The organism is Chitinophaga sp. 180180018-3, assembly GCF_037893185.1.
Classification (GTDB): Bacteria; Bacteroidota; Bacteroidia; order Chitinophagales; family Chitinophagaceae; genus Chitinophaga.
This window is the reverse complement of sequence record NZ_CP140772.1, coordinates 5,940,215-5,959,906: the sequence shown is the minus strand read 5'-3', so window position 1 is coordinate 5,959,906 and position 19,692 is coordinate 5,940,215. Positions and strand designations below refer to the sequence as shown.

General features: G+C 48.2%; 20 protein-coding genes. 13 read left to right on the top strand and 7 right to left on the bottom strand.

Annotation, left to right across the window (positions count from 1 at the left end):
• Positions 1-9 precede the first annotated feature (9 nt).
• Genes UNH61_RS23115 through UNH61_RS23105 form a run of 3 tightly spaced genes read right to left on the bottom strand, consistent with a single transcriptional unit; the run spans position 10 to position 4,345 of the window.
• On the bottom strand, positions 10-1,044 hold the full coding sequence (locus tag UNH61_RS23115; protein WP_326994382.1) for a hypothetical protein: 1,035 nt from the start codon (positions 1,042-1,044) through the stop codon (positions 10-12).
• Between the two features lie 50 nt (positions 1,045-1,094).
• Positions 1,095-3,023 carry a hypothetical protein gene (locus UNH61_RS23110; protein ID WP_339071570.1) on the bottom strand — a complete coding sequence of 643 codons (1,929 nt, stop codon included), beginning with the start codon at positions 3,021-3,023 and terminating at the stop codon, positions 1,095-1,097.
• Between the two features lie 20 nt (positions 3,024-3,043).
• Entirely contained in the window at positions 3,044-4,345 is a 1,302-nt protein-coding gene (locus tag UNH61_RS23105) for a S8 family serine peptidase (RefSeq protein WP_326994380.1), read from the bottom strand.
• Positions 4,346-4,794: 449 nt separating this feature from the next.
• Here UNH61_RS23105 and UNH61_RS23100 point away from each other — a divergent pair, with 449 nt between their 5' ends.
• The 3 genes from UNH61_RS23100 (at position 4,795) to UNH61_RS23090 (ending at position 7,565) form a co-directional block, all read left to right on the top strand.
• Positions 4,795-6,294, top strand: coding sequence for a glycosyltransferase family 39 protein (locus UNH61_RS23100; RefSeq protein WP_326994379.1), 1,500 nt, complete (start codon positions 4,795-4,797; stop codon positions 6,292-6,294).
• Positions 6,295-6,496: 202 nt separating this feature from the next.
• Positions 6,497-7,183 (top strand): hypothetical protein, encoded by a 687-nt coding sequence (locus UNH61_RS23095; protein WP_326994378.1) that lies wholly within the window; start codon positions 6,497-6,499, stop codon positions 7,181-7,183.
• A 10-nt stretch (positions 7,184-7,193) separates the two neighbouring features.
• Positions 7,194-7,565: a hypothetical protein gene (locus tag UNH61_RS23090; protein WP_326994377.1), complete on the top strand. Its 372-nt coding sequence runs from the start codon at positions 7,194-7,196 to the stop codon at positions 7,563-7,565.
• A 10-nt stretch (positions 7,566-7,575) separates the two neighbouring features.
• Here UNH61_RS23090 and UNH61_RS23085 read toward each other — a convergent pair whose 3' ends face one another.
• From UNH61_RS23085 to UNH61_RS23070, 4 genes are all read right to left on the bottom strand, one after another.
• Complete coding sequence (locus tag UNH61_RS23085) at positions 7,576-8,631, bottom strand: response regulator (RefSeq protein WP_326994376.1); 1,056 nt, start codon at positions 8,629-8,631, stop codon at positions 7,576-7,578.
• A gap of 6 nt (positions 8,632-8,637) precedes the next feature.
• Entirely contained in the window at positions 8,638-10,170 is a 1,533-nt protein-coding gene (locus UNH61_RS23080) for a PAS domain S-box protein (protein ID WP_326994375.1), read from the bottom strand.
• A 60-nt stretch (positions 10,171-10,230) separates the two neighbouring features.
• Positions 10,231-10,944, bottom strand: coding sequence for a pirin family protein (locus UNH61_RS23075; protein ID WP_326994374.1), 714 nt, complete (start codon positions 10,942-10,944; stop codon positions 10,231-10,233).
• A 504-nt stretch (positions 10,945-11,448) separates the two neighbouring features.
• Complete coding sequence (locus UNH61_RS23070) at positions 11,449-12,345, bottom strand: helix-turn-helix domain-containing protein (RefSeq protein ID WP_326994373.1); 897 nt, start codon at positions 12,343-12,345, stop codon at positions 11,449-11,451.
• 29 nt (positions 12,346-12,374) lie between these two features.
• On the opposite strand from UNH61_RS23070, the gene UNH61_RS23065 reads away from it, so the two are divergent.
• The 10 genes from UNH61_RS23065 (at position 12,375) to UNH61_RS23020 (ending at position 19,692) form a co-directional block, all read left to right on the top strand.
• On the top strand, positions 12,375-12,872 hold the full coding sequence (locus UNH61_RS23065; protein ID WP_326994372.1) for a hypothetical protein: 498 nt from the start codon (positions 12,375-12,377) through the stop codon (positions 12,870-12,872).
• A 139-nt stretch (positions 12,873-13,011) separates the two neighbouring features.
• On the top strand, positions 13,012-13,314 hold the full coding sequence (gene ureA / locus UNH61_RS23060) for an urease subunit gamma (RefSeq protein WP_326994371.1): 303 nt from the start codon (positions 13,012-13,014) through the stop codon (positions 13,312-13,314).
• Between the two features lie 18 nt (positions 13,315-13,332).
• On the top strand, positions 13,333-13,707 hold the full coding sequence (locus UNH61_RS23055) for an urease subunit beta (protein WP_326994370.1): 375 nt from the start codon (positions 13,333-13,335) through the stop codon (positions 13,705-13,707).
• Positions 13,704-15,425: an urease subunit alpha gene (gene ureC / locus UNH61_RS23050; protein ID WP_326994369.1), complete on the top strand. Its 1,722-nt coding sequence runs from the start codon at positions 13,704-13,706 to the stop codon at positions 15,423-15,425. The genes UNH61_RS23055 and ureC overlap by 4 nt, the downstream gene beginning before the upstream one ends.
• Positions 15,426-15,438: 13 nt before the next feature.
• Positions 15,439-15,945 (top strand): urease accessory protein UreE, encoded by a 507-nt coding sequence (gene ureE, locus UNH61_RS23045; RefSeq protein WP_326994368.1) that lies wholly within the window; start codon positions 15,439-15,441, stop codon positions 15,943-15,945.
• A gap of 2 nt (positions 15,946-15,947) precedes the next feature.
• The gene (locus tag UNH61_RS23040; RefSeq protein ID WP_326994367.1) at positions 15,948-16,637 is read left to right on the top strand and encodes an urease accessory protein UreF; all 690 of its coding nucleotides are present in this window, start codon (positions 15,948-15,950) and stop codon (positions 16,635-16,637) included.
• Positions 16,638-16,652: 15 nt separating this feature from the next.
• Positions 16,653-17,291 (top strand): urease accessory protein UreG, encoded by a 639-nt coding sequence (gene ureG / locus UNH61_RS23035; RefSeq protein WP_326994366.1) that lies wholly within the window; start codon positions 16,653-16,655, stop codon positions 17,289-17,291.
• A 10-nt stretch (positions 17,292-17,301) separates the two neighbouring features.
• On the top strand, positions 17,302-18,099 hold the full coding sequence (locus UNH61_RS23030) for an urease accessory protein UreD (RefSeq protein ID WP_326994365.1): 798 nt from the start codon (positions 17,302-17,304) through the stop codon (positions 18,097-18,099).
• Positions 18,096-18,797 carry a hypothetical protein gene (locus UNH61_RS23025; RefSeq protein ID WP_326994364.1) on the top strand — a complete coding sequence of 234 codons (702 nt, stop codon included), beginning with the start codon at positions 18,096-18,098 and terminating at the stop codon, positions 18,795-18,797. The genes UNH61_RS23030 and UNH61_RS23025 overlap by 4 nt, the downstream gene beginning before the upstream one ends.
• A gap of 22 nt (positions 18,798-18,819) precedes the next feature.
• A complete protein-coding gene (locus tag UNH61_RS23020) occupies positions 18,820-19,692 on the top strand; it encodes an urea transporter (RefSeq protein ID WP_326994363.1) in 873 nt (290 codons plus the stop codon).

Sequence of the window (19,692 nt, the reverse complement as noted above, 5' to 3'; positions counted from 1 at the left end):
GAAAGATTATTAACGGGGTGCTGCGGCGGGAGCTGCAATAGCGGGTGCTGCGCCAGCTGGTTTCAGGGCTGCTACGCCACCATCTGCATACATGTTGGCGAAGTTGTCCAGTTTGAAATAATCTGTTTTGAACTTGATATTTACATGTCCCTTGAGGTTAGCGGTGAGATCGTCTGTAGCCTTTTTGTCGGAAGTGTTTACCTGTATATTGGTGTTGGTGATATCGGTGGTCATGCTTGGTCCTCCGAATATAGAACCGAGTATCCCTCCGTCTGCTTCGACATGTGTGTTCACGGTATTGATGTTCTGATCGTCGTGGTGCGCGGTGCTGGCGCGTGTAGCCTTGATGCTGAATTCTACCTGTGCGTCTATTTCACCTTTTTCCACCACGAGGCGGGTTACACCCATGAGCAGTACTTCCCGCAATGCGGCACGGTGTTCTTTAGCCATATTTATTTTTGCCTCGAGGATATGTTTTTTTACTTCGGCATCTTCGAGATCGTGTTTTTCTCCTTCAGGATTGGTGAGCGCCAGTTTGGAGCTGCCATCGGGTTGCTTTTCTGTGATGACGTTGTATTTATCACTTCTTGATTCAGCCAGCCTTGCAAAAGTATCATCGTCTTTTACTTTTTTGATGAAGTCGGCGGTAGATTTGGTGGCTTCTTTCATCAGTTTTATATAGCTGTCTGTTTGTGTTTTCATTACTTTAAGATTGGCGTCGAACACTGCTTTCAGCAGGTCTGCCACAAATTTGGGGAAGTCTACCGAATCAACCAGTTCCTTGAAAGATTTAGTATCTCCCTGGAAGCCGGGATCATAGCCTTTATAACCCATATCTTTTCCGCTGTCGGTAGCCATACTTTCTTCTATACCGTGTTTTTTCATCTGTTTGGCGGTATAATCATCTATCAGCGACAGGTAGATACTTTTCTGATCTTCCAGTGGCATATTCCTGAACACTTCGCTGCTGCCCAATACTTCTCTTGCCTGCGCCCTGGCAAATTCCCTTATCTGACCTTTGGAAGGTATTACATTGATGTCCATAGCTGGTTATGCTTTTGAATAAGTGATTAATCGAATAAATTCCTGGTCTGTTAAAAGTCCCATTCATCCTTGCCGGCAGGCGCAGTTGTTTTTTCAGGCACTTTATCGTCGTCTTTATCGGTATCGTGGTCTTTATCACGGCCTTTGATACGTTTCTGATCGGTGTCGTCTTTGCTGTCGTCGTCGTCATCTCTGTTTTGCAGCTGTGCCTGGCTGATGATGAATGCATCCACATTACTGATAAAGGTGGAGTAGCGGGTATCATCTTCAAATGTTGCCGGGTTGTAATCTGCAATGGAGTTAAGGATCGCATAACCCAGTTTGGCTTTATTGTAAAGGATAGTAGTCTTCGGGCGCTGATGTTTCATGCCTTCATAGAGCAGTTCCACCACCTTCCACCAGTTACCGCCGGCGGGCACCAGTTGTTTCACTATTTCAGGATGGCTGAGTATGCGTTTGATGACAAAATACAACCCATCATAGATGATTGGCGAAATCACATTTGCCATGCCGGCGCAGTGAGTCGACAGGTTGTATTGCAGATCTTCCACTGCCTGCATAACTGTCTGACGTGATACATAGCTGTCGGGGTTAGGACTTTCCTGTGCTTTCTGAATATACTTCGCTACTTCCATAATGAGTATGCGCCAGTATTTCGGGAATTCTTTATTCACTACCACATCTTCTGTAACAGGAGCATTACCATAGTTGAACACCTGCTTGTAGAACATAAGGCGTTCAGCCGGGCGGGTTCTGTCTACGATCTTACCGGTTCTGGGGTTGGTGAATTTATTGGAGAAAACGTACAGCTGCAGGTCTTCCCGGAGTTGCAGGTCAGAGATCTGTATATTTCCTCTGACCATATATTTGTGTGTGAAGAAGTTTACCACATTGAATACATCCAGTTCGTCGCCCAGGGTCATGGAGTAGAACATCTGGGCAGCGCAGCGGATATTATCGGAGAGGATCTGCACTACGGCATTGTCTTCATCGAGGAAGGTAACGCTGAAGTCCGGGGCGCTCTGGTCGGTGGTTGTATCGGAATCTGACGTATCGTCCTGCCATCCGGGTGTATTCTCAATATCGTTCATGAAAATGGGCAGCAGGGTATCGATATTGGTTTTGGTCACCGGCAGCACAGAGGCTTTGATCATTTTTATGAGCCGGGGGATCATCAAAACCGGTATGTCATTGTAATATTTTGAGTATTTCAGGAGATCCAGTTCTTTGCTATTGCTCACATGGTTTTCTACTATCTTTTGTATGAAGGAGTAGAAGGATTGTGAGGAGAAAGAAGGATTGCCTTTGAGGATATCCTGGATAACCTGACTATTGTCGGTATTATATTCCACATCCACTTTCTCTGCGTGGATATATTCGCGGGCGGCGCTTACCTGTGCATAGCTGATAATATTGCGGTTACCAGACCTGTTGCCAAAAATGAAATTGGTAAGGCCATTTATTTCCTGGTATCCGGCATTATAGCCCATTGCCAGCAGGTAGTTGACGATACCGGAATAGTTGAGTATGCTGCGTGGATTAATGTCGAGGTTATTCCAGTTGTTCATCAGCCTGTCGGAGAAATCAAACTTCAGCAGGGAGAGTTTATCTTCTGCATCGATGTATTCTTCGAGGCTATAGTGAGTAGTGCTGCCATTATTGATATAGCTGTTGGCATTGATGGCCCGGTAGATACCATTCAGGAGGCTACCGTCTTCCCATTGCTGATCATCTTTATATCTGCTGCCGTAGCGCCTGGTTGTCAGCGAGGCAGTTACAAATTCCTGGATAGGTGTGCCTTCCGGCCCGGTCCAATCTCCGTTCGCATCTTTCATATAGATGGGTTTACTCAGGAGATCATTCAGATACACCAGCTGCTCTTTCACATTGGCATCAATATCAGCAGTGACGCCATTTGTTGTGACATTTGTTCTGCGTATTTTAACGCCGTTTGTAGGGAAAAAATTGAGCGTTGCCATTGACTTTTTGTTTAAAGAATTTATGATAAAATAGCGTTTAACAGTTTGAATGAATCTGCCAGGTTGAGCAGGCCATATCCGGCCTTCTGATCCCTTACTTTGCTGGTGAGCCTGTCGGATGTATTTCTCAGGATATAATTGATGTCAGCATTGGTGAGTTTGCGGCCTTTTTCATAAGCCAGCGATTTCATAAGTGCTACTGCTCCGCTTACAAACGGTGATGCCTGCGAGGTGCCGGAAGAAAGAGCATAGCCGTTGTTGAGGTAAGAGCTGTAGATGTTGGCGCCTGGCGCTACCACGGTGATGTTGGCGCCATAGGAGGTGAAGCCTGTTACCTGGCCGGAGCTATCCACTGCACCTACTGCAAAAACGCCGTCCAGTGCGCCGGGATAATATTTTTCGTCGGTGCCGTCGTTGCCACTGGCGGCCACAATTGTTACGTTTTTACTCAGCGCATATTTTACAATGTCTTCATGCGGTAAACCGCCACCGGAATGTTTTATACCGAGGCTCATATTAATTACGTCGGCGCCATGATCCACTGCCCATTTGATGCCATTGTTGATATTGTCTACGATGCCTGCACCCACTATACGGTTGCCGCTTTTCATGGCGGCGAGTACCCGTACTACCATCAGGCTGCAGGAAGGACAAACACCTTCATTCATCTTCAATCCCCTGGCGGCCAGTATACCGGATACATGCGTACCGTGCCCTACCTGGTCTTCCGGTAACGCATCTATATTTAACACATCTCCAATGAATGCGGAGGTATCAAGTCCCTGCAGGTCAACGAAATTTTTTCTGAGCACAATTTTATTTTCCAGTTCAGGATGAGTGAAATTGGCGCCGGTGTCGAGTACTGCTACGCGCACATCTTTCACACCATGGGTCCATTCTTTGGCGTAGGGGAGATAGATCATTTCCCCCGGGTCTGTAACTGCCATCGAGAGTGCACCAACTGTTTCACCGGGCAGCTCCGTGGTGCCCAGTAGCAGTGTACGTACCTGCAAAATGAAAGGAAGCTGCCCGATCCGTTGTATGGCTTCATCGGGTAACTTCCCATCTTGCTGCAGAATGATACGGAAGGTGAGGTGCAGGCTGGCGTTCATTTCGTCTGCACTCCAATCATTAGTATGTGGTTTATATTCCCGGGTGGTCCAGAATTTACGGTTCACCTCATTAAAGATGCGGTCCACGTCAGGAAGGAACCTTTCCACCACGGTTGTCTTATCATTGATAAAATCAATCCAGTAGGGAATGCTGGCGGGAAGTTGTTCCTGCACGTTTGCTGCCACTTTAATAATGATATGCTCTTTCATAAAAGCAATGATGATCCGTGTTGTAGGATGATAAACAGCCGTTCAGTCACAGGACAATAGCTAGCCACACCGTTATTCGGTGAATTCTGGGGTGTACACATAAATGCTCAATAACACAGCCCTGGCTACGTAATGCCAGTACAAAATGACCGGATTTGCTGTTAGTGTTTTACAAAGTGTTGAAATTTTAATTAAGTGCAGATCCCGTATAGTCCGAAAGCATACGCTATAAATTTTTCAATCGGATACTTGAGGTTACATCTCCAAAAACTGTTGCAAAGGGGTTCGGACTTATACTTTGGGGTCTGGGACATGAAGCTAGGAAATATTAAGGAATCCGCAAAAAAAAAATGAACTTTGGTTAATCAATGTAAAAATGTCTGCAAGGGGCATAAACATTGCGGGTTGGCTTTATCACACTTTTTCTGTCACTTAACGGGGAGCTTTATATGGATGACCGGGCCGGGCGTAAACATTTTTTAGCCTATATCACAGCAAATAAATGGATGGCAGCCGCCATCGCTTTTATTGTACTACTGCGTTTTTCTTTCATATGGCTGATGGGGGCGATGCCCCAGGATGCCTACTATTACTTCTACGGCCAGCACCTGGCACTTTCCTATTTCGATCATCCACCGGCTATTGCCCTGCTGCTGCGTGGAGCTACCGATTTGTTAGGGCGACATGTATACGTCATCAAGTTGGCCGATACGCTGATTACAGTGGCGGCATTGCTGGCGTTTTACCGTCTTGCCAGGTATTTCCTGCCGCGTGAAAAAGCCTGGAACGGGCTGCAGTTGTTGTATGCCACGCTGATGGTGACGATACTGTCGCTGGTATCTACACCCGATGTGCCGCTGATGCTGTGCTGGACATTGTCGCTCATAGCCATGTACAAGGCCGTATTTGAAGAGCGAAAAGTATGGTGGATATGGTCCGGAATTGCGATGGGGCTTGCGTTCGATAGCAAGTATACAGCGCTGTTTCTGCCTGCGGGCGCAGTACTGTTCCTGTTGTTATCTCCCAAATACCGCCGGTATTTATATTCGCCCTGGTTCTTTTTAAGTATACTGGCATTTGTTATCACCATTTTGCCAGTGGTGATCTGGAATGTGAATAATGGTTTTGCATCGTTCCGGTTCCAGTCGTCGGAAAGGGTAGGTGGAGCAGAACTGCATCCGCTCGATTTCTTCGGCGTGATAGGCCATCAGACGGCGATCCTGTTACCGGTGTTATTTTTTGCGTTGTTGTATTACGGTTACAAACTGGTTCGCAAGTATCGTTGGCACTGGACGCGCATTCCTGTGCAGCAATTGTTCCTGCTTTGTTTTTTTGCACCGCTATTCCTGCTCTTCTTTATTATTTCCCCGGTGTATTGGGTAAAGATCAACTGGATGATGCCTGCTTATATTACCGGTATCATCTGGGTAAGTATCTGGTTAACCCGGCGCTATATATACTGGCAGTGGATCTGCTCGGTGGTGGTACATCTGGCGCTGGCGGTGGAAGTGTTGTTTTACCCGGTGCCGATCCATTCAGACGATACCATGATCGGATGGGATGGCCTTGGCGAGGGTGCCACTGCATTGGCAGCGCAGTACCCGGATGATTTTATTTTTTCTGCAGATGATTATAAAACCAGCGCGATGCTTAACCTCTACCTAGGCCGGATGGTATATTCCCGGAACGTCATCGGGCAGCATGCACTGCAGTTCGATTTCATAGGAACGGATTTTCAAACGTTGAAAGGAAAAAACGCCATCTTCATTAACTCACTGACCGATGTGAACGACGATAAAGATGAGCAGGCATCCGTAGCGGAGCTGCAACCCTACTTCCGGTCGGTAAGTCCGCTGCCTCCCATTGTTGTAACCCGCCATGGGCGCGTGGTACGGAAGTTCCTTGTTTTCCGCTGCCTTGATTATCGGCCATCTTCCCATCCTGACTGACCTGCGTCATCACCGGCGATGACGAATATCATCTACCCGGGTAATGCCAGTCATTGTTCAGCATAGTGAACAACGGTAGTTTTACATCAGTATTCAACGAAAGAGTGCAAATTAGAATAATAACGGAGATGTGCGGTTGGAGAAGTATCACCGTTACACTGGACGGTGATACTTTTATTCCTTTTTTCAAAAAATGCAGATCATGTTTAGCGGATTGACGCCCGGTTCCCGGCAACGTAAGTTTTGTGAAGGTTTTCTTTTCTTTCCCATCCGGAATTTGCAGAAGTATGGCAATTTTATTTACCGGCAGTACGGAAGGAAAGCGGGAATAAAGGTGTTACTGGAAATGAAAATGGGGCTGCTGGATTATAATACCATGTATGCAGAAGAAATACACCGCTGTATTACTGATAAGGCGATGTCTCAGGCGACGAAAGTGCTGGATCGGACAGAGGATTTTTACGCCCGCGTTACCACTGCAACAGGAAACATGCCTGCTATACACCACGATTTTAATGAGCTGATCATACATTTCTACCGGGAAGTAAGCATTTATAATAATGTAGTGTTGCACAACCTGAAAGAAGAGCTGAAGCAGGTGCTGAAGCCCGGTAAAGGAGACAGCGGTCAGGCCCCGGGGCATGAGCATATAAGTAAGGTAACCCGCCTGGTAAAGGAGTTTATGCTACAGACGAAGACGATACTGGCGTTGATCGATGATTTTGTGGAGGAAAACAGTATCCAGGCGGCGGGTTATCCTGCAGTACAGCTGGCCGCGTTGCAAACCGACATCCGCGAAATGTACATGCATCAGCAAAAAATAAGCAGCCTGTTGAAAAGATGGAAAGAGGAGCAGGATTTGCACGGGCTGCAAACTTATTATAATTAGCTGTTTAAATATGCCAGAGGAACTATTGCGAGATCCCGAACATCCCGCTTATACGGAAATTTGCAGGATGTGGATCAGCGACGTGAAAACCTTGCGGGAGGACAACGCCTCCATGATTCATCGTTTGGCTACAGCGTTGAAGGAATCGGCGCGCCGGTCGTTTATTGAAGAAGCGGAAGAGTTTCAGCTTGCCATGTTGGAGCGGGAAGATTTGTTAGTGCTGTTGCGTCATGAGATTAAAGAGCAGCTGGAGTGGCTGGAGAAACAACCGGCCGGCATACCCGCGCCGTATTCATATGCCAGACTTAAAACAGCCATTGAACAGATGATCAGGGAATATGATCATCTGAAATCGTCGTTTCTACAGTTTATTGCATCCTGAAAGGGATCAATCAGTTTACCATATCCGCCAGTTTTTTTGTTGAAAGGACGGCGATCTGTCCTTCTTTGACTGATATCAGCCGCTCGTCGCGAAAGTCGCCCAGCGTGCGGATCAGCGACTCCTTGGCAACGCCTGCCACGGCTGCCAGGTTTTCGCGGCTGATATCTATCGTAAAATGTTTATCTCCCGAAATATTATATTTCTTATCCAGCATCAGTAATGCTTCCGCTACTTTTTTACGCAGGGAGTTATACGCCAGGCCTATCAGTTGTTGTTCCTTTTCAGCCATTTCTTTCGACAGCATACGAATGAATTTCCCCAGTACCTCCGGATTGCTGCCAATAAGGTGTTCAAAATCCTGGTGAGGGATCAATGCCAGCAGACTGTCTTCCATGGCTTCGGCATGTTCCTGGTAGTTGCCACCCTCCAGCAGCGCATTGTAGCCCAGAAAATCGCCGCTGTTGTAAAGGCCCACGATCAGTTCTTTGCCGTCGTCATTCCTTTTATAAGTTTTCACCTTTCCACTGATCAGGTAGTAGAGATACTCAGGGCGATTGCCTTCAGCGTAGATATTCTGTTTCTTTTTATAGAGATGTGTGTTGCGGTCTTCCTTCAGCAGATCGAGCTGGTCTCTGCCGGCAGCAGATAGCAGCGCGTTTACTCCCTGCAGGCCGTTGGTGACATCCTGCTTTATTTCTGCGCATCTTTTCAGCCTGCTTTCAATAGCGCTCAATAGTTCGGTGCCTTCGAACGGCTTGGCGATATAGTCATCTGCCCCCATTTCCATTCCCTTCCTGACATCCGCCCGCTCCGCTTTGGCAGTGAGAAAAATGAACGGAGTGGTTTGCAGTGCCTGATTTTTGTGCAGCATATGTAATACGCCGTATCCGTCGAGCACCGGCATCATGATATCGCACACGATCAGATCGGGCAGGTGCTCCAGTGCTTTGGATACGCCCTCTTTTCCATCGGAGGCCGTAATCACCTGGTAGTTGGCCAGTTCCAGTATTTCGGCCACATTTTCGCAGATAGCCGGATTATCTTCTATCAGCAATATCTTTTGCATGTTGTGTCATTTTTGGGGAAAGGGAAGCGTAATAATAAATTCAGTACCGTTTTCCGGAACACTGTTGCAGGAAACAGTGCCATTCATCAGCTCGGTGTACTTGGCTACGATGTGGAGGCCCAGGCCAGTACCCTGGATGTTGGCTACCTGCTGGCTGCGGAAGAACCGCTCGAACAGATGCTGCCTGTCTTCCTCGGAAATACCAATCCCCTTGTCTTTTACAGACAACTGAAAACCTTTTTCGTTGCATTGGGAGCGCACCGAAATAATGGCGCCTTCGGGGGAAAACTTGATCGCGTTGGACAATAGGTTCATAACAATATGTTTGAGCAGGGTTGGGTCGAGATATGCCTGTGCTGCACCGTGGTGTGCATAGTAGATCTGCTGCTGTGGCTTTTTGAGCCCGTCCATTTCACTGAGGATGGTGCTGATGTGTTTGCCTGGATCGAAAGTGCTGTTCCGTACCTGTATCTTGCCCTCTTCTATCCTGCCAACGGAAAGGAAATCATTGAGTATATCTGTCAGCATGTTTACGGAAGATATAATACGCTGAATGTGCTTGTTGCGCTTCGGTATATCGGCTGTGTTTTCGTATTTAGACACCAGGTATACGGACGACAAAATAGCGCTGAGCGGGGTTCTGAATTCATGGGAGGCCAGTGCTACGAATCGGGATTTCAGTTCATTCAGTTCCCGTTCTTTTTCAAGGGAGATCCTGAGTTCCGATTCTGCCTGCTTGATGGTGGTCAGATCTATGGCCACACCGATATAGCCGGTGATTTCATTACCATCGCGCATGGCCGAAACGGTGAGCGAAACGGGCAGTGTGGTGCCGTCTTTCCGCACATATATCCATTCGTATTCATTGATAAGATTCAGCTTCGCCTTGATGATGAGGGTTTCCATGCCCGGCGATACAGGCTGCTGCAGCTGCCGCGAAAATTCCTCCGCCCGGAGTGCTACTTCTTCCTTATCGTGCAGCATCATCGGCGTATGGATGTTTACCACCTCGCTTGCCTTGTAGCCCAGTATCCTTTCGGCCGCCGGGTTAAACCATTTGATATACCCCTCGGGATTGACCACGATGATCATGGCGCCGGCATTGCTCCACAAACTGTTGAGCGAGTTGCTCATCCGCTGCAGCGCGCTATCGCGGAAAGGCAGGTCCTTACGCTGCTCAGATATTTGCGCCGGGTTTTTACGGCCAGGCATCTCCATTACATAAATGAGGGTACAGGTACCTTCCGGCGTTGTGTGCAGGCCCTGGCTGACAGTTACAGGGAACCGGGTGCCGTCTTTCCGCAGTGCATAACGTTCCTCGCCTTCCGGCAGGAGGTGGCCTGTCTCTTGTCCGATCACCTCTTCCTTCGTGTAGCCGAACAGGTTAAGCAGGAATGGGTTTGCCATGAGGATACGCTGCTGACTGTCGGCCACCAATATGCCTATGGTAGCATGATGGAAGAGTTCATCGAAACCTATGTAATTATTTTGGGAAGTGTTAATCATACAGGTAAACGACAATTGGCGCTGGTCTACCATAAATTTAACGATTCCCCCGGAATATATGTCAGGGGGAATGTTAAAAAAAACAGGTGGTTTTTACTTCTGGTTAACCGGTGTTTCAATGATCAGGAATTCAGATTTTTCCGCACATTGCAATGTCACTTCCGCCGTTTCCCATAACCCGATGGCGTCTCTTTCCTGCAATACCTGGTCCTGTACCCTCAGGCCGCCACTGATGGAGAAAATGAAGAGGCATTTGTTGGCCGGGTTCAGGGTATATACCAGGCTGCCGGGCTGCTCGTAACAGCCGAGGGAAATCCGGGCGTTCTGGTTGATCCAGCAATGCTGCAACCCTTCTTCGCCGGACACTACGGTTACCAGTTTGTTTTTCCTGCTTTCTTTAGGGAAGCTGCGCTGCTGGTAGCGGGGCATGATATTCTGTTGCTTGGGCTGTATCCATATCTGCAGGAAATTGACGGTATCGCTGCCAATATTATATTCCTCATGGCGTAACCCGCTGCCGGCACTCATGATCTGTACGGCGGGCGCTTCTATTTCAGTACTGTAGCCCATGGTGTCTTTATGGTTCATCTTTCCTTTCAGCAGGATGGAAATGATTTCCATATTCACGTGCGGGTGTATCCCGAAACCTTTCCCGGATTCCACGAAATCATCGTTGAACGCCACCAGCGTGCCAAAGGCGCTGCGCATGGGATTGGAATAATCACTGAAGCTGAAGAAGAAATTGCTTTTCAGCCAGCCTATGTCTTTAGTACCTCTTTCGTTCGCAGGGAAGTAGTGTGTTTTCATAAATAATCCAACATGAAATAACCGGAAATGTTTGCCGGCGCCATTAAAATAACATTTCTTTAATTTATCTGTTCCGGTAATTTCCGCGCTACTGCTTCTACGGGTACCTGTTGGTTAACTGCTACAGCAACGAATGAATTTCCGCTTCTCGCAAATAACTTTCCCGAACTCGTAAAGTGCTGTCTTTTTTACCGGTTACTTTTGTAACGCGGTTTTACATTTGCCATTGAAATAGGTGTATAACGCAAACGTATATACGTTAACAATTAAATGAGTTGAGTTTACAACGATAAACGAGTGGATAAGAAAAGCACCGCAGCCATTTCTGGCGGCGGTTTTTTAAATTTTACTGCTATCCTTCGGGTTAGCAGTGCGGGATATTCGGGATCTGAAGTGTATCTTTGCAGCCGTTACTTAACAGTGTAACAGTTGTAGGTTATATAGTGGTTCGAATAATCCTGTTCCGGATCCAGATAAAAAGGCGGTGCTGCATGCACCGCCTTTTTATCTGGATACCTGTTTGCTTCCCATCTGCCGCCGGAACTCCGACGGCGTCTGGCCGGTGACTTTCCGGAATAATCGGGTGAAATAGTTGGCCGACTGGAAATTCAGTTCAAAGGCGATGCCTGCCACATCTCTTGTAAAATCCTGCAGCAGGATCTGGCTGTGCAGGATATTCATCTCATTGATCCACTGTTTGGGGGGCTTACCGGTGGCTTCTTTCACACATTTATTAAGGTAGTTCTCCGAGATATTCAGTTTCCGGGCGTAAAACCGTACGTCTCTGTTGCTGAGGTGGTGTTTCTGTACCAGCTCCCGGAAAAGAAAGGTGATCTCCAGGCTCCTGCTCAGCGCCATTTTCGTTTTCTTTCCGTGCCGGATCACCTTCGTCAGCGCCGACTGGAAAAGGGAGATACAGATATCCATCGTATCGTTTTCACTGTCGAGTTCCTCTTCAATCAGCTGGAACAGGGTACTGAGCCACTTGTCGGCCAGCGGTGGAAGCTGCACAAGGGGGGCGGTAAAGAAGAAGTTCAGCAGGTTTTTTCTCAGCGAAATGCTCTGGATGATCTCATTCTCATATACCATAAAATAGCCGGTGGCATCCGGTGAGATTTCGAGGGTGGCAGTAATACTTCCCTGTTTGATCAACAGGATGGAATTGACCTCCAGGTGTTGAACGGTAGTTTCCAGCAGCTGCACAATCCGGCCTTTTTTCAGGAAGATGAGAAAGTTGAAGGAAGTCCGGTAGGGAACAACCGGTATCACGATATTCCTCAGGTAATGTTCTATCCTGTAAATCTGCAGCCGGGAGTTATTTTGCATGATTTGCCGGGAAAGCCCGGGTAAGAATAGCTTTTTGTACTCGTAATTGGTAATGGTTTTGACAGATGCCTTCATAATTGCAACGGATTGCCAATGCGTAATTTATGACAATAAATTCACGTTTTGTGCTATTTGTAGTATTGATTAAGCTTTATTTTGCAGCCCTAACCTCCTATGGTGAACGTGAAGCACTAATGAGATTATTTCGTTTCCATATTTTAGTCGTATTCCTTTTTCTCGGCATCTGTTTTTTCGGGAAGTTAAGGGCATCTTCTTTTTACCCGCTTCATCACCATCATGTTTCCGCAGTACATACAGATACGGGAAAAGACAGGCTGGCTGCGGGTAAGCACCAGCGCCATGCCGGTTTCTGCCTCCTGTCCGACGGTGAAGGTATTGATGACGATACGTTGGTTTCCGCCACGCGTTATCTGCCCATACAAACATTAGGTACCCTCCTTTCATTTTATCATTCCCTGCTGCCGGCAGCACCTGAAACGGTGCGCGATAAGGATCGCCTGGACTTTGTTCCGGAAACAATCCGGCCTGTTCCGTACTATATTTTATTCCACACTATTATTATTCCCGACTCAATTGTTTAATGAAATAGCTCAGCGCCCGCTATCAGCTATTGAATTTTGCTGTTATCTTTAGTAACAGCGCTGGAATATTTGCGGCAATAGCCCAGGGCTTTTCCCTTCAGGCTTGGCTGCGTTTATCGTCATTTTTCAAAATCACTATATGCATTTAACTCCCCGAGAAACGGAGAAATTGCTCCTGCACCTGGCCGGCGAGCTGGCGGCCAAACGAAAGGCCAGAGGCCTGAAACTCAATTACCCGGAAGCTATCGCCTATATCAGCAGTCACCTGCTGGAGGCCGCAAGGGACGGGCGAACGGTTGCCGAGCTGATGCAGTACGGCGCCACCATCCTGACCCGCGATGATGTAATGGAAGGGATCCCGGAAATGATCCACGACGTGCAGATTGAAGCTACTTTCCCCGACGGTACCAAATTAGTAACCGTACACGATCCGATTCGTTAACATTTAAAACTCAGCAACATGATCCCTGGTGAATATTTTATAGCAGATGGAGAGATTGAATGCAATGTAGGCCGTAAAACGGTTACGGTGAAAGTGGTGAACACCGCCGACCGCCCCGTGCAGATTGGCTCTCACTGTCATTTTTTTGAAGTAAACAGGAAGATGAGCTTCGACCGGGCCAAAGCCTTTGGTATGCGCCTGAATATCGCCGCTGGTACCGCTGTAAGGTTTGAGCCGGGCGAAGAAAAAGAAGTGACCCTGGTAGCCCTGGGAGGCGCCCGCCGGGTATTCGGTATCAATAACCTGGTGAATGGCGATACTACCCTCGAAGCCAGCAAAGACAGGGCCGTGGCAAAACTGCAGGCCGGAAACTTTAAAAATGAAACATTATGAGCCTGAAGATAAATAAAGTTAAATACGCCAATATGTACAGCCCCACTGTGGGCGATAAGGTACGGCTGGGAGATACTAACCTGATCATTGAAATTGAAAAAGATTTTAATGAGTATGGAGATGAGAGCAAATTCGGCGGTGGCAAAACCGTTCGTGATGGCATGGCGCAGTCCAGTACCGCCACCAGCGACCAGGGTGTGCTGGATTTCGTGATCACCAACGTGATCCTGATCGACCACTGGGGCATTGTAAAAGGGGATTTGGGGATTAAAAACGGAAAAATCGTTGCTTTTGGTCAGGCTGGTAACCCGGATACGATGGACGGTGTACATCCGGACATGATCATTGGCGCAGGTACCGAAGTGCATGGAGGTGATGGACTCATCGCCACTGCCGGCGGTATCGATACGCATATACATTTCATCAGCCCCCAGCAAATCGAAACCGCCCTTTTCAGCGGCGTTACCACCATGATCGGCGGCGGTACCGGTCCGGCTGATGGCACCAATGCCACCACCGTGACTCCGGGCAAATGGTATATGGAAAGAATGCTGCAGGCAGCTGATTCCTTCCCGATGAACCTCGGCTTCTTCGGAAAAGGGAACTGCTCCACCGAAGGCCCGATTGCTGAACAGGTAGAAGCAGGTGCACTGGGCGTGAAAATCCACGAAGACTGGGGCGCTACTCCCGCCGTAATCGATGCCGCCCTTAAAGTGGCTGACCATTACGATGTACAGGTGGCTATCCATACGGATACATTGAACGAAGCAGGCTTCCTGGAAGATACCATGAATGCCATCAACGGTCGTGTTATCCATACCTTCCATACAGAAGGCGCTGGCGGTGGCCATGCCCCCGATATTATCAAGGCGGCCATGTATCCCAACGTGCTCCCGGCATCTACCAATCCTACCCGGCCTTATACGGTGAACACCATCGATGAGCACCTGGATATGCTGATGGTATGCCATCACCTAAGCAAACAAATTCCGGAAGATGTATCCTTCGCCGATTCACGTATCCGTCCTGAAACCATCGCGGCAGAAGATATCCTGCACGATATGGGCGTATTCAGTATGATGAGCTCCGATTCCCAGGCCATGGGACGTGTAGGCGAGGTAGTTACCCGTACCTGGCAGACGGCCGACAAAATGAAGCTGCAGCGGGGCGCCCTGACGGAAGATGAAGGTAAAGGCAACGACAACTTCCGCGTGAAACGTTATGTATCCAAATACACCATCAACCCGGCTATTGCACAGGGTATATCCGATTACGTTGGTTCCGTTGAACCTGGTAAGATAGCAGATATCGTGCTGTGGAAACCGGCACTGTTTGGTGCGAAGCCTGAGATGATCATCAAAGGCGGAATGATCATCGCCAGCAAAATGGGGGATCCGAATGCTTCCATTCCCACCCCTCAGCCGGTGATCATGCGTACCATGTTCGGTGCATATGGTAAAGCCATGCGTAAAACCTGCGCCACCTTTGTTTCCAAGATATCCCTTGAAAAAGGCATCGTGGAAAAATATGGCCTGGAAAAAATGGTGCTGCCTGTTTCCGGTTGCCGTACGATTACCAAGAAACACCTGATTCATAACGATAAAACACCGGAGATTACCGTAAATCCGGAAAACTACGAAGTTCGTGTAGACGGCGCCGTTATTACCTGCGAACCGGTTGATAAAGTACCATTAGCACAGCGTTATTTCCTGTTCTGATAAAAGTTGACAAATGATTATTGAGAAGATAATAGGCAATATTGCTACCACTGCAACAGGCAACCGCGAGGTGGACCTGTTGCAGCTGGAGTGGTATGAAACCACCAAACGTATACAACGCAAACATACCCAACAGGGCATGGAGATCGCTATTAAATTCCTGAAAGAAGGACAGCGCCTGCGTGAGGGAGATATCCTTTTTGCAGATGATACCCGGGTGGTAGTGGTAGATATCATTCCCTGCGACGCTATCGTGGTTACCCCACGGTCGATGCTGGAAATGGGAAGCGTTTGTTATGAGATCGGCAACAAGCACCTGCCGCTTTTTATACAAGGCAACCAGGTATTGATGCCATTTGAGGAACCGATATTCCGGTGGCTGATAGCCAGCGGCTACACCACTGAAAAGCAGCATACCAGGCTAACGAACCTCCTGAATGCAAATGTGCAACCGCATAGCCATGGCGGCAGCAGTTCCCTGTTTTCAAAAATACTGGGCATGGCCTCTAAAGAACGTTGATCATGATGCACCCGTTTTTAAGCAGCCTGCTGCACCTTAGCGATCCCACATTGCCCATTGGCGGATATGTTCATTCCAATGGCCTGGAAACCTATGTGCAACAGGGCATTGTTCATAACGCCGCCACTGCGCATGCGTTTGTACAGCAGATGCTTACCAGCAACCTGCAGTACAACGACGGAGCCTTTGTATGCCTGGCTTACAGGGCAACGGTCGCGAACGACCAGCAGGAGATGCTCCGGTTGGATGAGGAAGCCGGCGCACTGAAGCTGCCGAAAGAGATCAGGCAGGCCAGTCAGAAACTCGGAGTAAGGCTCATGAAAATCTTCGACAGAAGGCACAGCAATTCATTTACCGCAGCCTACGCAGCGGCGATCGCCGATAAAAAGGCAGAAGGACATTACAGCCTGGCATACGGCATGTACGCCGCTGTTATGAATATTCCGCTGGAAGAAGCACTGCTGGCGTTTTACTACAATGCAGCCGTGGGGATGGTGACCAATGCTGTGAAACTGGTACCCCTGGGACAACTGGAGGGACAGGATATTTTATTTGATCTGCAGCCAATGATGAACGGGCTCGTACAATCAACGATGCAGATAGACCGGGACCTGGTGGGAGTATGCAATATCGGATTCGACATACGTTGCATGCAGCACGAGAAATTATACTCCCGGTTATATATGTCTTAATAAAAAAATAAACAAATGAGCGATAGAAAATATGTGAAAATTGGTGTGGCCGGGCCGGTAGGCTCCGGTAAAACAGCCCTGATAGAGCGGCTGTCGCGCACACTGATGAATACCTATAGCATAGGCGTAATTACCAATGATATTTATACGAAGGAAGATGCTGAGTTTCTGACCAAAAACAGCCTGTTGCCGAAGGAACGTATTATCGGTGTGGAAACAGGCGGTTGCCCTCATACCGCCATCCGTGAGGATGCCAGCATGAACCTCGAAGCAGTAGATGAAATGGCTGCACGTTTCCCCGATGTAGAACTGATCCTGATCGAAAGCGGTGGAGATAACCTCAGCGCTACCTTCAGCCCCGACCTGGCCGATGTAACCATCTTCGTGATTGATGTGGCGGAAGGGGATAAGATACCCCGTAAAGGAGGCCCCGGTATTACCAGATCCGACCTGTTGGTGATCAACAAAATTGACCTGGCGCCATATGTGCATGCCGACCTCGGTGTGATGGAAAGGGATGCCCGCAAAATGCGCGGAGGCAAGCCTTTCGTGTTCACTAACCTGATGTCGCTGCAGGGATTGGATACCGTGATCGGATGGATTCAAAAATACGCATTACTGGAAGAGGTGGCAGAACCTGCACTGGTGAGATAATCAGGAAAGCATGATCAACAGGCTGAATATAACAAGCGGGTACAAGAATGGCAGATCTTATCTGAAAGATACCTATTTCACGCGCCCTTTCCGGGTGGCGAACGTAGGAGAGTATAAGACAGACCCGTCGTTGTACCTGATGGTGATGAGCTCTTCTCCGGGCATACTGGATGGAGATCATTACGAAATAGATATTACTACAGAAAGTAAAAGCCGTTTGCAGTTGCAGTCGCAATCGTATCAGCGGTTGTTCAACATGCAGCATGGAGCACAGCAGCATCAACGGATACGACTACACGCAGATAGTACTTTCAGCTATGTGCAGCACCCGGTGGTGCCGCATGAGCGGGCCATCTTCAAAGGACGCACGATTATACAGATGGAAGATAACTGTGAGCTGACCTTTGGAGAAATCATCACCTGTGGCCGTAAGCATTCCGGTGAAGTGTTCCGCTTCCAGCATTTTCAGAATGTGACGGAAGTATATCATAAGGAACGATTGCTGCTGAAAGATAATATACTCATGCAGCCACAATTGATGCCCATGCAGGCCATCGGACAAATGGAAGGATATACGCACCAGGCTACGCTGCTCTATGTGAACACACATCCTGGCGCAGCAACAGACCTGACTGCGGAATGGTACGCACTGCTGGAAGAAGAAAAAGGAATCGTAACAGGTGTATCAGCGGCGGGGCCGAACAGTACCGTGTTACGCATACTTGGCAACGGAGGCGAACAATTATTTAATTGTCTCCGTAAAATACAACAGCATTTGTGGGTCAAAACAGAAAAAGAGGTACTATGAATATCGGATTAACTACGTTATTGCTGTCGGCCGTTACCATAGCCTGTTTGCATACAGCCACAGGACCGGATCACTACCTGCCTTTTATCGTACTGTCGCGTTCCAAAAAGTGGAGTATGTCTAAAACCATTATGTGGACGATACTCTGCGGGTTCGGGCATATCTTCAGTTCGGTATTGATAGGGCTGGTGGGTGTTTTACTGGGATGGCAGCTCTCGAAGCTTACCTGGTTTCAGGATGTGCGGGGAAACCTCTCCGGCTGGTGCCTGCTGGGATTCGGGATTATATACCTGCTGTGGGGAATACGGGCCGCGTGGGTGAACAAGGCGCACAAGCATTTTGACGTATATGAAGGAGGAGAGATCTATGTGTATGAGCACAAGCACGGAGAAGTGGTATATCCGCAGAACCGGGTGAAGGTGACTCCCTGGATATTGTTTGCCATATTCGTAATGGGGCCCAGCGAACCACTGGTACCATTACTGTTTTACTCCGGTGCGCATCGCTCGTCGCTGGAAGTGATATTACTAATCAGTGTTTTTGCCGTAGCCACTACCCTCACTATGCTGGTGATGGTATTGATAGGTTGTTACGGATATTCCATTATTAAAACAGATAAGCTGGAAAGGTATGTACATGCCATAGGAGGAGCTGTGGTAACGATGTGCGGGATAGGCATGGTATTCCTCGGGTGGTAGATCCTTATCAAAAGAAACAATCATGAACGAACAAAAACTATTTCCTGCTGCCCCGTATCTGAGGGGAGTGGGGCAGATTATGCTGCAACAGAACGCATGGACAGGCCTGTTTTTCCTGGCGGGTATATTTTATGATTCCGTTATTATGGGAGTGGGCGCTGTGTTGGCGGTGTTAACGGGCACGCTTACTGCGAAGTTGCTGAAGTACGATAAAGGAGAAACTGATGCCGGCCTGTATGGATTCAGTGCGGCACTGGTGGGCGTAGCGCTTACTTTTTACTTTGAACCTACTGCTGTGGTGTGGATAGCCGTAATGCTGGGATCCGCTGCAGCTACTGTTTTGCAACATTTCCTGATCAGGCGTAAGATAGCCGGGTTCACACTGCCATTCATTCTGGTTACCTGGGCATTCCTCTATCTCTTCCATCACGTATATCCGGTACCATTATCTGCAGAAAGTGCGGCGGCAGTACCCCTGAGCGACGACTTTGCCATGGCTACCTATGGATTCGGAGAAGTGATCTTTCAGGGTAGCCTGATTGCCGGCATTATCTTTTTTCTGGGCGTGTTCATCAGCTCACCGATAGCGGCATTATACGGTGTGGCCGCTTCTTTGCTGGCTGCTTTTATTTCCGCCCGGTTTGCAGAACCGCTTGGCGATATTCATATGGGCCTGTTGAGTTTTAATGCCGTGCTTTGTGCAATTGCTTTTGCAGGAGATAAGTGGTACGATGGTGTGTATGTACTGCTGGCAGTACTGATATCCGTATTCCTCGATATAGCGATGTTATCGCAACACCTTTCTGTACTGACTTTTCCGTTTGTGGTGGCTTCTTTTATAACTGTGAATGTTAAGAATGAGGTGAATAAGAATGCTGCCCGGAAATTAACCTGA